This window comes from Mycobacterium sp. NGS66 (genome assembly GCF_059812225.1).
In genome coordinates this window covers 540,760-553,970 of record NZ_JCALCG010000001.1, presented here as the reverse complement: position 1 = coordinate 553,970, position 13,211 = coordinate 540,760, and the positions used below count along the sequence as shown (strand labels likewise).

The window sequence follows — 13,211 nt, the reverse complement described above, 5'->3', positions numbered from 1 at the left end:
CGCCATGCTGCGCGCGGCGCTGACCGACCAGCCGATTCGGCTGGGTGAACATGAGGAGCTGGTGGACGACCCGGCCGCGGGCGCCGTCGTTGCCCGCACGGCAGGTGGTCCTCGCAGGTGGTCGAGGAGCCGATCGGCGACTTACTCGACGCCGATCGTCACTTCTGTCGACTTGACGAATACCGTTGCCGGCTGGCCGGCCCTGATGCCCAATTCGGTCGCGGCATCCTTGGTAATCGACGACGTGACGATTTGATCACCACCGTCGAGCCGAACCTTGACAATCGCCGTGACGTTGCCAAGTTCGACCTCAGTGATCGTTCCCTTGAGTTGGTTTCGAGTCGATAGCCGCATTTCGATCCTTTCGTCGCCGGTCTCGAGGAGCCTAACTCACATTCTGGCCAGGGGAGGCCCGCTGGGTGCTGTTGTAGCGACTACCAAAGCGGCGGGAGAAATGGACTCGACGCCTTGGAATCGACTCTGTTGATATTTGAGTGCGCTGAGCAGAAAGTTGACTGCAGCGTGCGCAGCGACGGCAAAGGAGACTGAGGTCGGTATGCAAGCTAAAAATGAAATCACGCCGCGCGAGGTGGTGCGCCGCGGGCTGCTGCTCGAAGCCCTCGGCCAACCTGTCGATCTGAACGCCGTGGACTGGTATGTCAAACAACGCAATCCTTCGGCGGCGCCGTCGGAAGTACAGAACGAAACCCTGGAGGTCATCCGTTCGTTGGTGAACGACGGGCTGGCCAGGCTGGGCGCCCAGGTCATGTTGGGCGAACATCTGGGCGGTGTGGCCACCGAAGGTGAACGATTCGTTGCCTGGGACCAGCCGCTGGAGCGGTCTATGCACAAGATCTCGCACGTCTACCTCAAGCATTACGACGATCCTGAGAGGTGGATGTATGCCGCGTGGCTGCAGCTCACGGACAAAGGGCAAGAGTTCGCGCGGTCAATCGAACAGTCCGATATCGATGCGTACCGAAAGTCCGAGTAGCACTCCATTGGTACACGCGCTGCGGCTTCCGCTCAGTCGCCGCATTGAGCCATCGGCGGGACGCCCGAACCTCCCCCCGGGCCGTCCCGCCGATTCAACGCAACTCCGCTAACGCCAAGTTGATCGAATTGCTTTATATCAACCGAGATTTCACACCCGAGAGGATGCTGATATGACTGAGAATTTTACGACGACAAATGCGGGTGCTCCGGCGCCCAGCGACGAGCTGTCGTTGACGGTGGGTCCGGATGGCCCGGTCCTGTTGCAGGATTTCTATCTCATCGAGCAGTTGGCTGCGTTCAATCGGGAGCGGGTCCCTGAGCGGCAACCGCACGCCAAAGGTACCGGGGCGTTCGGCAGGTTCGAGGTCACCAATGATCTGAGCGCCTACACCAAGGCCGCGGTGTTCCAGCCAGGTGCCAAGACCGACGTGTTTGTTCGGCTGGCCACCAACGCCGGTGAGCGCGGCAGCGCCGACACGCTGCGGGACACCCGGGGATTTTCGGTGAAGTTCTACACCACCGAGGGCAACTTCGACCTCGTCGGCAACAACGTCCCGATCTTTTTCATCCGCGACCCGATCAAGTTTCCGCAGATGATTCGCTCGGCCAAGCGCCGCGCGAACAACGATTGCCACGACCACAACATGCAGTGGGACTTTTGGACGCTCTCGCCCGAGACGGCGCATCTGGTGACGCTGGTGATGGGCGATCGCGGCATTCCCAAGACGTTCCGGCACATGAACGGCTATGGGCTGCATACCTTCAGCTTCCTCAACGCCGCCGGGGAGATCTCCTGGGTCAAGTTTCACTTCAAGACCAATCAGGGCATCGAGTGGTTGACCCAGGAAGAGGGCGATCGGCTGGCCGGCACCGACCCGGATAGCTGCATGCGGGATTTGTATGACGCGATCGACCGCGGGGAGTATCCGAGCTGGTCGCTGAAGGTGCAGATCATGCCGTTCGAGGATGCCAAGACCTATCGGCTCAACCCGTTCGATGTGACCAAGGTGTGGCCGCATGCCGACTATCCGCTCATCGATCTGGGCACCATGACATTGGACCGCAACGTCACCGACCACCACACTGAAGTCGAGCAGGCGACCTTCGCGCCGCACGCGCTGGTGCCCGGCATCGGGCTCAGCCCGGACAAGCTTCTGCTCGGGCGCAGTTTCGCCTACGCAGATGCACACCGCCACCGCGTGGGGGCCAACCACAACCAGATCCCGGTCAATGCCCCAAAGTGTCCCGTGCGCAGTTATTCCAAGGACGGGCAGATGCGTTTCGTCAACTCCACCGACCCCGTGTATGCACCCAACTCCTACGGTGGGCCGAAAGCCGATGAGGACCGCGCGTCGGTGGTGAAATGGGCTGTTGAGGGAGGAATGATGGTGCGCAGCCCCTACACGCTGCGTCCCGATGACAACGACTGGAGTCAGGCTGGCGCCCTGGTGCGCGACGTCATGGACGATGCGCAGCGAGAACGCCTGGTACACAACATCGTTGGCCATGTCTGCGCGGGCGTGAAGGAACCGGTGCTGTCGCGCGTCTTCGAGTACTGGCGCAACATCGACGCCGACATCGGCCAAAGAGTCGAACAGTGCGTCCGCGCCGCAAACCTCCGGTAAGGCGAAAGTCGTTCTATCGCAAGGCGAGGTGCGCCGTGGCATCAACGCGCCGAGCGTGCAGTCACTGCGAGAATTCGGCAGATTTTTCGCCGTCAGTACACGCTCGGCGTGTCGACAAGAGGTAGTCACTTCGTGTCTTTCAGCTCCAAGGGCTCTACCGGGGTGCGCTTGTAGCGGCCGCCAAAGCACGGCGAGAAATCTCGCCGAATTACGGAGCCGACTACATGGAGATCCAAACGGCATACGCAGATGCTGCTAATTGCACGAATTAAATCCGTAGCTGCGTGGCAAATGACGCCTAAGGCGCGAAGGTGCGGCCCCGCTGGATACCCGACGTTGGAGGAGGAACTCATGTTATCGGACGAACTCAGTGCCCCAGATGGCGGTCGGTTCGACTTTGTTGTTGTCGGTGGCGGCACGGCGGGGAACGTCGTTGCAGGCCGCTTGGCCGAGAATCCCAACGTCACGGTTCTGGTCGTCGAGGCCGGCGTCGGCAATCCCTGGGAACTTGACGGGGTCAACACGCCGGGAACAGCGATGGAGCTCCGCCACAGCCCGTATGACTGGGATTACCTCGCCAAATTCGTCGATCGTGGCGTGTGGCAGCGCATCGACAAGAACGAGACCCGCGGCAAGATCCTCGGGGGCAGCTCCGCGGCCAACTACTTCAGCTGGATTCCCGGCTGCAAGCCGACCTACGACCGGTGGGCGGAATACGGTGGCTCGGAATGGACTTGGGAGCCGCTACTTCCCTACCTCCGCAAGAGCGCGACCTATCACGACGACCACGGGACATTCTCGCCCGACATGAAGAGGATCGGTGCCGGCGGTCCGCTGCCCATTTCGCACAACAACATCCCCGAGTTGCAGGCATTCCGCGACATTGTCGCGCAGGCCTGGAAATCGCGCGGCCTGCCACTGACCGAGAACATCTACGACGGTGAGATGAACGGCCTCACTCATGCGGTCAGCACCATCTACCGGGGCGTGCGTTCCGGCAGCTACCTGTTCGTGAAGGACAGGCCCAACATCACGATTCTGCCCGAGGTTCGCTCCAAGCGTCTGATCATCGATTACGCCGACCGCACCTGCAAGGGTGTGACGGTCATCGACGCCTCCGGCAACGAACGCAACTTCTACGCCAACCGGGAGGTCGTCCTCTCCCAGGGCGTATTCGAGAGCCCGAAGCTGTTGATGCTCAGCGGTATTGGTCCCGGCCGTGAGTTGGCCAAGCACGGTATCCCGGTAGTTGTCGACTCGCGCCACGTCGGCCAGCACTTGTTCGATCACCCGGGCGTTCCGTTCGTGCTGCGGATCAAGGAAGGCTATGCCATCGACAACGACCTGCTGCGCGCCGGCCCCAAGCAGGACGCCGCCGTCGCGGCCTACCAGAAGGACCACTCCGGTCCGCTGGGCTCCGGTCTGCTCGAGATGATCGGCTTCCCGCGCGTCGACGAGTACCTGGACAAGGATCCGGTTTACCGTGAGGCCAAGGCCGCCAACGGTGGCCTCGACCCCTTTTCGCCGGAGGGACAGCCGCACTTCGAGCTCGACTTCGTTCCAGCGTTCGGCAGTGCGTTCCAGTGGCAGTACCCGACCCCGCCGGAGGGTGATCACATCACGGTGATGGTCGACCTGGTCCGCCCGGCGTACGACGGCGGCGAGGTGACGCTCAACAGCACTGACCCGTTCATGCAGCCCAACATCAACCTGAACTATCTGTCCAACGAGCTCGACATCATCGCGCTGCGCGAGGGCATCAGGCTGGCCTACGACATTCTCACCAAGGGCGACGGCTTCAAGGACATCGTCATCAGCCAGTACCCGTGGGACATGCCTCTGCACTCGAACGAGCTGATGAGGACATCCATCCAGGACCGAGTCCAGACGTCATACCACCCCTGCGGTACCAACCGGCTGTCCAAGAACATCGAGCAGGGTGTGGTCGACCCGAAGCTGAAAGTACACGGCGTCAACAAGCTTCGTGTCATCGATGCTTCCGTCTTCCCGATCATCCCTGACTGTCGCATCCAGAACACCGTCTACATGGTTGGCGAGAAGGGCGCAGACGCGATCAAGGCCGACCACAAGGATCTATTCAAGTAGTCAGCGAACTTTCGGTTGGCCCGGCAACGGTGCCGGGCCAACCGATGCCCAAATATGAAGAGCGTCTCTGTAGTTCGGGTAAAGGATGGCTGCACACCGCCGATATCAGGCTCAGTACTTGCCGAAGGCCAAGGCGACGTTGTGGCCGCCGAAGCTGAACGAATTGCTGATCGCGTATTGGTAATCGCCAGGCCGAGGCTTCTCCGCCACGACGTCGAGATCGATGTCCGGATCGAGGTTGCGTAGGTTCAACGTCGGCGGAATTACGTTGTCCCGCAGCGCAAATACCGTCAGTATCGCCTCCACCGCGCCGACTGCGCCGATCGAGTTACCGAGCGCCGCCTTCGGCGCATAAACCGCCGGCCGGTGCGCTCCGAACGCAGTGTTGATCGCCTTCGCTTCGGCCAGGTCACCGGCATCGGTACCGGCGGCGTGCGCATTGACGTGCCCGATATCCGTCGGTTGCAGTCCCGCCAGCTGGATCGCCCGGGTGATCGCGTGTGCGGCGCGCACGCCTTCGGGGTCTAGCGCCACAGCGTCGTAACCGTCGGATGTGATGGCCGCGCCCATCAGCCGGGCCAGGATGGGGGCGCCACGAGCTTTGGCGTGCGCCTCCGTCTCGACGACCAACAGCGCGCCCGCTTCGCCGAAGACAAATCCGTTGCGGTCCTTATCGAACGGTCGGCAAGCACCGGCAGGATCGTCGTTGTCGGTCGATAGCATGCCCATTCGAGAGAACGCTGCGACGGGCACCGCCTCGATCTTGGTCTCGATGCCACCGCAGATCGCAATGTCCGCCTCGCCCAGCACAATGTGCTGCCAGGCGCGAGCTATGCCCTCGGCACCGGAGGCGGCGCCCGACGTCGGGGTGAAGATCCCCGCCCGGGCCTTGTGTTCCAAACCCACCCAGGCGGATCCGGAGTTGGGCATCGCCATCAGCACGCCCAACGGGTTGACACCCTTCATACCGCGTTCGCGAATGTCGTAATACCAGAAGGCCATATCCTGGGTCGAACCCATTCCGGTGCCGATGGACACCATCAGCCGGTTCGAGTCGACCTCGGGTGACCCGGCACTCGCCCATACCCGCCGGCCCAGCACGATGGCCATCTTCTGCAGGAACAACATTCGGCGTCGTTCTACCCTGGTCAACTCGCTGTCGAAGTCCTCGAGCAGCTGCGCGCCGATGTGTACCGGTGCGTCGAACAGGCCGACGGCCTCGCTATCGAGCTTGCGGATCCCGCTCTGACCGTCCAGCAGCTTCTTCCAGGTGTTGTCGACATCGGTGGCGAGTGCGGTCGTCATTGCGGCACCAGTGACGACGACGTCAGGGAATCCATTTGCGGTCGAGAACCCTGTCATAGCGTTGCCTCATTCCTCAAAGCGCCACCCGGTAAACCAATTGGGCGCGGGCCACTCGCGCCGATTACTCCGCCAAAAGGTCGGCGCACCCAGTCAGATATTGCATGTGGTTGTTGCAGGCCTCTTCGGACTCGATGGCGATGGCACGTTAGCGGTTGGCAAATCAGATTCACCGCCCAGGTTTCAACTTATGCACCTACGGTGAGGGAAACAACTCGACATGCTAAATCGGCGAATTTGTCTGGTGTGTAAATTTCCAATTTGGCCGAACTGCACGGTGATTGCCACCGGACTCTCGCTATGGCATCACCAGCCACTCTAGTACCGAAAACACCGGCCATGCTGCGTTTTTCGATGCGGTATCGCCGCTAGTATCGCGCCGGTAACCGAGGTACTCGAGGTTGCGGTAGCAACCTTGAGTATCTCCGGCTCAAGCCAATTCAGCCCGCACCACGGCATGCGCCTGCGGAGTGATGGGGTCGAGGATGTCGTCGTAATCCTCGTGTTTGTCGACGTAGGCGGCGACAAATGGGCAGATCGCCACGATCCGGATTCCTGCGGCGCGGGTATCGTCCAGCGCGAACGCGATCAGCGTGCTGGCCAGGCCGCGGCCGGCGAACTTGTCGTCGATCTCGGTGTGGTAGAAGATGCGCTGACTGCGGGTGTCGACGTAGGAGGCCAGGCCGGCGTAGACGCCGTCGGCACTGATCTCGTAACGCTTGAGCTCGCCCGCATTGATGACGGTGGGTTCCCTCACTGCGCCGCCTCCCGGTCGCGTGAACAGTCCTCGGCCTTTTCGTCGTCCTAGCACGGGACCCCCTATGGCAGTGTCGGTCGCTGGTAACGACGCTACCGCCTGAACGGTTATTTGCGCCGCACGGATCCCAGCCCCCCGCTGGTGAGGCCGTAGAAGACGGGCAGCGCCACAAAGACCACCAGCGCGATCGCCGGCAACCACAACGCCCCGACGATGCCCGCTGCCAGATAGGCCACGATGCCGACGATCGCGCGCATGCGCTCGGCGCCGAACATTTCGCGGTGGGCGCCCTCCTCGAGCAAACGGTGGCGGTGACGGTGGACCTGATGGTAAAGCAGCAGCCAGCTCGCGCACATCGCGGTGGCGATGCCGGCGTACAGGGCCACCGCGGCACGTGCGTCCGTGCTGTCGATGCCTTCGATGAACGCCTGAGACAACACAGCGGTGGGAAACGGGATCAAGGCTGTGGTCAGCAGCAGGGCGAGGTTGGCAAAGTGCACGCCGGGGTTGACGCGCTGGATACCAACGAATGTTTGATGGTGATTCAGCCAAATGACTGCGATGTAGGCGAATGACGCGAAATATGCGAGATACGAAGGCCATTGGCGGCCCAGCGCCGACAGCAACTGACCCTGCGCGTGCACTGGTGGCTTCAAGTCGAGCACCAGCAGGGTGACCACGATCGCGAATACTCCGTCGCTGAATGCCTCGAGCCGGTTCGTATCGGGTAACGGCAGACTGGGCTGCTCGACGGTTCCATCGTGGTCGTCCGATTCTGGTCGCATGGCTGAATCCTCGGTGGTCGTGGCGTGAGCTCACGGTTTCCTTGTGAACCTACGGATTTCATTGTGAGCCTGTGGCTTTGGGTGTGCGCGTAGGGCGGGAATCTGGCCGATTTTCCGCCCAGGATTCACAACCAAAACCCACGATTCACATCCAACGCCAAGGATTAGCAGCCGACCCGCTCACCCCAGCACGGCCGCGCCGAACCAGTGGCACAGCAGCAACGCAACCTCGACATCCAAGCGGTCGTCGGCGATGGGCCGGCCACGTCGTTCGACGGCCCGGTTCACCCGGTATTTGACCGAGTTGGAATGCAGGTGCAGCTCTTCGGCGGCGGCCTTGTGGCTCCCGCCGGTGCGCAGGAAGACGCGCAGCGTTTCGCGCAACCGCTCGTCGGCTTCGGTGTCGGACGCCAGCGGCCCGAGCACCTCGGCGATCCACGCCGAGGCGGACTCGACGTTCTCGCCGAGCAGCGCCGCTATCGCCAGGCCCGGATCGTTGGGGGTGATGATCCGCCGGCTGTCGGTGCCCGACGCGATCGCCACCGAGCGGCCATGTTCAGCCTGCTGATGTGAGCGGCGGAAGCCGTCGATTCCCGGCAGCGGGTTGCCGACCGCGATAGACGGCCCATCCGGTACCGACTCCGCGAACTTGCGAATCGTGGCGAGCGCGTTCGGCGCCGAATCGCGCGATAGCGGGATCCAAGCCCAACCGGTCACCCGGTCCACCGAAATGAACAACGGATTTTCCTGCGCGCCAACCGATTCAGCCAGCTTGTGCACGAAGCGTTCCATCGAGTCCAGCTCGATTGCGTCGGTCGAGCTACACCACGTGACGATCGCGACGTGCAGACGGCGCAGCGGGTAGCGGATGTCGAGGGTCGCCGTGTCGACATCGGCGTCGCCACCGGCAAGCAGCTCACGAACATGTAGTGCGCGGAAGGTGTTTCGGTTGCTCAACCATCGATCGCGCTCGTCCTGATAGGTGGCCACCACCCGTAACGAGACCAGGTCGATGTATGCGAACGACACCGCCGCCATCTGCTCGTAGACGTCCAGAGCCAGTTGCGGATCGAGGCCCGATGCCCGAATCTCGTTGAGCACGAACTCTAATGCCGCCCGATGCCCGAGCCGGTAAGCCCGCACCAATGCGTTCGCCGAAACCTCGCGCTGCGCCAACCGTCGGGCGTACTCGAGCGCGGCAGTAGGTGGCTCGATGTGCTCGACGGGTATGCCGTTGCGAACCGCCGAGAAGAACGTGTCGACGTTGGACGTCACGGTGTCGCGCAGCAATTGCACCAACTGCGCGTCACCGGCCAGCTCCGTGATCTCGCTGACCACCAGTTGCTGGATTGACTGCGTCGCCGCCTCCAGTTGGTCATCGAGCCTGGCGGCAACCAGCGCCGCGGTCTTCGCAACGATCGCGGGGTCGGTCCCACTGCCGTTCGCCCCCATGGTCCGAACGTAGTCGGCGTTGTCTTCGCAAGACAACGGCTTGCCGATAGTTGGTCGCCGCAGGACGTCGACCCGCAGGCGCGTTCTCCGTAACTTCTTCACCAGCGCAGGGCGGCCTCGAATTCAGCCCCGAGCGTCTGATCAACGAAATCCAACTGTCTTCGCTTTGCGGAGAAAGGAGAGACTCCATGCTCGGCTTGGTCATCTATCTGGTCATGATCCTGCTGCCCGTGCTGATCCCGCTCGGCGTCACCGTTACGCACGCGGTCGGCGAGTTTCGGACCGACCGGACGGGTAGGGCGGCCGCCAAGTCGCTGCCGGCTCGGCCCATTCCCGCTGCCGCTCGGGCCTGATGACACCCCAACTGGTGACCCTGCCGGGCCGAGCGCCGGAAGCCCGAAGCGGCAGCGTCTTGTTCGAGACGATGCTCGACGAGCACAAAGAGCTTGCCGACCGCATCGGTGAGGCCATGCAGGCCCGGCTTCCGGCGTACCGCTCAATTCCGCGGCAGACGCTCGCCGCGGAAGTGGGACTGCAGGTTCACCGGGTGCTGGTGTCCGCCGGCGGCGGCCATGCGGATGTCAGCGACGACGAACTGGCGGAGCTGGCCGAGATCGGTGAGGCGCGGGCCCGCCAAGGTATTCCCGTCGATGACATGCTTCGCGCCTGGCGGATCGGTGTCGAAGTGGTCTTCGGTTATGCGCGCGAGATCGTCCGACGTTCCGCCGTCGAAGACGGCCAGATACTGGAATTCATCCAGTCGGTGCTGGCATGGTCGGACGTCGCGATGGTCGCGACGGCCAAGGCGCATCGCCGCGCCGAAGTCGCGCAGGCCATCGCCGAAGAAGAACGGCGCACGGCCTTCGTTCGAGGTGTGCTGCTGGGTACGCTCCCCGTCGCCGAGGTCGCCGTGCACGCCGAAGTGTACGGGCTCGACCCGGCAGGCGAATATGTCGCGGTCCGGGCCCGGCTTGTGGACGGGGTGCATCGACGCCAGCTGGAGCGGGCGCTGGGTTTCGGTGCAGCCGATCAGCGCCGACGCGGACTGTGCGCGGTCGTCGACGGCGACATCGCGGGATTCCTGAGTGAGCCGCCGCCCAGCACCATCGACGGGGTCGCCGGGTTCGGCCCACCGAGATCGCTGAAGCACCTTGCCGAGTCGTATCGGCTTGCCGCCCGCGCGTTGATGACGGCGCAGGCGTGCAATCTGCGCGGTGCCTACGACATCGGTTCGTTAGGGGTGCGGGCAGCCGTCGCAATGGATCTCGATATCGGTGAAATGCTCAAGCAGCGATATCTAGAACCGTTGGCCGCCGGCGGTTCGGCCACCGAATTGCTGGCGACGCTACGCGCCTATCTGGCCTGCGACATGCACGTGGATCGAACTGCCAAGCGGTTGTTCGTTCATCAGAACACCGTTCGTTACCGGCTGACCCGGTTCGAGGAATTGACCGGCGCAAGTCTGCACGAGACAGAGGTGCTCGTCGGGCTGTGGTGGGCCCTCGAGCTTTCCGGAATGCGTTTGTGATGGCCGCCAAGGTCGACTGGGAAATCTCGGAATCGGCTCTGATGACGTGCGGTCACAGCGGACGGACACTCGACCGTGTGTCTGTGCCGGGCCGCGTCTCTCCCAGCTGAACCGGACGACGAAAACGAGGAGAACCGATGGTGACGACGACAACCCCGCGCAACGGGTTGACGGACATGATCGAGACCGTGCCCAACGGCAAGGCGCGGCCGCCGCAGGGATGGCTGGCGCAACTGGTCGCCGCGCGCACTGGCGAGTCCGAACAGCTTCGCGGCCCCAACGCAAAGTTCATGCGCTACGTGCAGAACCCGATCTGGAACTTCTTGTGCGACCACTATTTTCGCCTCGAGATCGACGGCTGGCACCGGATCCCGGACGAGCCGTCGCTGCTGATCGGCATCCATTCCGGTGGCGCCTTGACGATGGACGCCTGGACGTTGGTGCATTCGTGGTACCGCCGCTTCGAAGGCCGCCGAATCCTGCACGGCACCGCCCACGACGTGCTGATGGCCGCACCGCTGCTGGGTGACTACTTCAAGGCGGTCGGCGTCATCCCGGCTTCGCGGCAGGGTGTCACCAAAGCGCTGGCCGCCGGCCACGACGTAATCGTGTGGCCCGGCGGCGAGCAAGACGCGATGCGTAGCTGGCGTCATCGCGACAAGGCGCTGTTGTTCGGCCGCAAAGGCTTTGTCCGCCAAGCGATTCGCTCCGGCGTACCCATCGTGCCGGTGGCGACCATCGGCGGGCACGACACCGTCTTCGTGTTGTCCGAAGGCCGGTTCATCGCCCGCTGGACGGGCCTGGGCAAGCGGCTGCGCGGTGCCACGGCGCCGATCATCGCCGGCGTGCCGTTCCCGCTCGCCATCGAGATCCTGCCCGCCCACCTGCCGCTGCCGGCAAAGATCCGCACCGAGTTCCTGGACCCGATCCACGTCGACACCGACCCTGAACGCGCCGACGACACCGAATACGTCAACTCGATATACGACCAGGTCGAAGGCGCGATCCAAGACGGCATGGATCGCCTCGCCAAACGTCGCAGCTTCCCGATTCTGGGTTGATCCGAGGTGACGTGATGACCAGCCTGGCGGAGAACCTGACAGCGACCGCGCGCCGCCAACCCGACCGCGTCGCGCTGCGCCTCGACGAGATCGAAATCCCCTACGCGGGACTCGATGCCGCCAGCGCCTGCCTGGCCGGCTTGCTGGTCGAGCGGGGCCTGCGTCCCGGCGACCGCGTCGGCGTCATGTTGCCCAACGTCCCCTACTTCGCCGTCGCCTACTACGGCGTGCTGCGTGCCGGCGGGGTGGTGGTGCCGATGAATGTACTGCTGAAAGAACGCGAGACGACCTTCTACCTCTCCGACTCGGCGGCCAAGGCGGTGCTGGCCTGGCACGAGTTCGTCCCGGCCGCCCAGGCGGGCGCGGACGCCGCCGGGGCCGAGTGCATCGCGGTAATCCCGGGTGAGTTCGAAGAGCTGATCTGCTCCGCCGCGCCCGTCGCCGAACCGGTTCCGCGTCTGGAGACCGATACCGCTGTCATCCTCTACACCTCGGGCACCACCGGAACGCCGAAGGGCGCGGAGCTGACTCACGCCAACCTGCGACACAACGCCGAGACGGTGGCGCGGATGCTGGACCTCTCGGCCCACGATGTGATTCTTGGCGCGCTGCCGCTGTTTCACGCGTTCGGGCAAACCGCAGGCTTGAACGCCGCGGTCGCAGCGGGAAGTTGCCTGACGCTGATTCCGCGGTTCTCACCCGAGCGGGCGCTGGAGATCATCGAGCGTGACCGGGTCAGCGTATTCGAAGGCGTACCAACGATGTTCGCCGCAATGCTGCACAGCGCCGCGCGTCCCGACACGGGTTCACTGCGGCTGTGCATCTCCGGCGGGGCCGCGATGCCGGTCGAGGTGATGCGCGCCTTCGAAAGCGCCTTCGACGTTATGGTGCTCGAGGGCTACGGACTGAGCGAAACCTCTCCGGTGGCCTCGTTCAACCATCCCGGGCGGGAGCCCAAACCCGGCTCGATCGGCACGCCGGTCGACGGCGTCGAGATGAAGCTGCTTGAGCCGGGCCACGACGGCGTCGGCGAAATCGCCATCCGCGGACCCAACGTCATGAAGGGCTACTGGAACCGGCCCGACGCGACGGCCGCGGCCATCGATGCTGACGGCTGGTTCCGCACCGGCGACCTGGCACGCGTCGACGCCGACGGCTACTTCTTCATCGTCGACCGCTTCAAGGACATGATCATCCGCGGCGGCTACAACGTTTACCCGCGTGAGATCGAAGAGGTCCTGCACGAGCATCCCGCCGTTCGCGAGGCCGCGGTGATCGGGGTCCCGGACGAGCTGCTCGGCGAAGAGGTCGGTGCCGCGATCGCCCTACTACCCGGAGCCGAGGCCGACGTCGCGGCGATCCGCGACTTCGTCAAGGAGCGGGTCGCCTCGTACAAGTACCCGCGGCGGATCTGGTTCGTCGACGAACTGCCCAAGGGCCCGACCGGCAAGATTCTCAAACGCGACATAGCCGTTCCGGCAGTCCCGGTAGAGGCGCTATGAAATCGCTTGCGATAGAGGGATTTTGGCTGCAAGCACT

At 63.5% G+C, this 13,211-nt stretch carries 12 protein-coding genes; 7 read left to right on the top strand and 5 right to left on the bottom strand.

Annotation, left to right across the window (positions count from 1 at the left end):
- Nucleotides 1-141: 141 nt before the first annotated feature.
- Nucleotides 142-354 (bottom strand): TOBE domain-containing protein, encoded by a 213-nt coding sequence (locus tag AC5Y2L_RS02740; protein WP_499934450.1) that lies wholly within the window; start codon nt 352-354, stop codon nt 142-144.
- 292 nt (nt 355-646) lie between these two features.
- On the opposite strand from AC5Y2L_RS02740, the gene AC5Y2L_RS02735 reads away from it, so the two are divergent.
- The 3 genes from AC5Y2L_RS02735 to AC5Y2L_RS02725 all read left to right on the top strand — a co-directional run bounded on the left by AC5Y2L_RS02735 (nt 647) and on the right by AC5Y2L_RS02725 (nt 4,727).
- Nucleotides 647-994 (top strand): hypothetical protein, encoded by a 348-nt coding sequence (locus AC5Y2L_RS02735; protein WP_499934645.1) that lies wholly within the window; start codon nt 647-649, stop codon nt 992-994.
- 172 nt (nt 995-1,166) lie between these two features.
- On the top strand, nt 1,167-2,621 hold the full coding sequence (locus AC5Y2L_RS02730) for a catalase (RefSeq protein WP_499934451.1): 1,455 nt from the start codon (nt 1,167-1,169) through the stop codon (nt 2,619-2,621).
- 351 nt (nt 2,622-2,972) lie between these two features.
- Nucleotides 2,973-4,727, top strand: a complete 1,755-nt coding sequence (locus AC5Y2L_RS02725; protein ID WP_499934453.1) for a GMC family oxidoreductase — start codon at nt 2,973-2,975, stop codon at nt 4,725-4,727.
- A 111-nt stretch (nt 4,728-4,838) separates the two neighbouring features.
- Here AC5Y2L_RS02725 and AC5Y2L_RS02720 read toward each other — a convergent pair whose 3' ends face one another.
- From AC5Y2L_RS02720 to AC5Y2L_RS02705, 4 genes are all read right to left on the bottom strand, one after another.
- Entirely contained in the window at nt 4,839-6,089 is a 1,251-nt protein-coding gene (locus tag AC5Y2L_RS02720; RefSeq protein WP_499934454.1) for a KasA/KasB family beta-ketoacyl-ACP synthase, read from the bottom strand.
- Between the two features lie 430 nt (nt 6,090-6,519).
- On the bottom strand, nt 6,520-6,846 hold the full coding sequence (locus AC5Y2L_RS02715) for a GNAT family N-acetyltransferase (protein ID WP_499934455.1): 327 nt from the start codon (nt 6,844-6,846) through the stop codon (nt 6,520-6,522).
- A gap of 107 nt (nt 6,847-6,953) precedes the next feature.
- Nucleotides 6,954-7,631 (bottom strand): TMEM175 family protein, encoded by a 678-nt coding sequence (locus AC5Y2L_RS02710; RefSeq protein ID WP_499934457.1) that lies wholly within the window; start codon nt 7,629-7,631, stop codon nt 6,954-6,956.
- Between the two features lie 180 nt (nt 7,632-7,811).
- The gene (locus AC5Y2L_RS02705) at nt 7,812-9,083 is read right to left on the bottom strand and encodes a PucR family transcriptional regulator (protein WP_499934647.1); all 1,272 of its coding nucleotides are present in this window, start codon (nt 9,081-9,083) and stop codon (nt 7,812-7,814) included.
- Between the two features lie 188 nt (nt 9,084-9,271).
- Here AC5Y2L_RS02705 and AC5Y2L_RS02700 point away from each other — a divergent pair, with 188 nt between their 5' ends.
- The 4 genes from AC5Y2L_RS02700 (at nt 9,272) to AC5Y2L_RS02685 (ending at nt 13,174) form a co-directional block, all read left to right on the top strand.
- The gene (locus AC5Y2L_RS02700) at nt 9,272-9,436 is read left to right on the top strand and encodes a hypothetical protein (protein WP_499934458.1); all 165 of its coding nucleotides are present in this window, start codon (nt 9,272-9,274) and stop codon (nt 9,434-9,436) included.
- Complete coding sequence (locus tag AC5Y2L_RS02695; RefSeq protein ID WP_499934459.1) at nt 9,436-10,611, top strand: PucR family transcriptional regulator; 1,176 nt, start codon at nt 9,436-9,438, stop codon at nt 10,609-10,611. The genes AC5Y2L_RS02700 and AC5Y2L_RS02695 overlap by 1 nt, the downstream gene beginning before the upstream one ends.
- A gap of 290 nt (nt 10,612-10,901) precedes the next feature.
- Nucleotides 10,902-11,672, top strand: coding sequence for a lysophospholipid acyltransferase family protein (locus AC5Y2L_RS02690; RefSeq protein WP_499934648.1), 771 nt, complete (start codon nt 10,902-10,904; stop codon nt 11,670-11,672).
- 14 nt (nt 11,673-11,686) lie between these two features.
- Nucleotides 11,687-13,174 (top strand): long-chain-fatty-acid--CoA ligase, encoded by a 1,488-nt coding sequence (locus AC5Y2L_RS02685; RefSeq protein WP_499934460.1) that lies wholly within the window; start codon nt 11,687-11,689, stop codon nt 13,172-13,174.
- Nucleotides 13,175-13,211 lie beyond the last annotated feature (37 nt).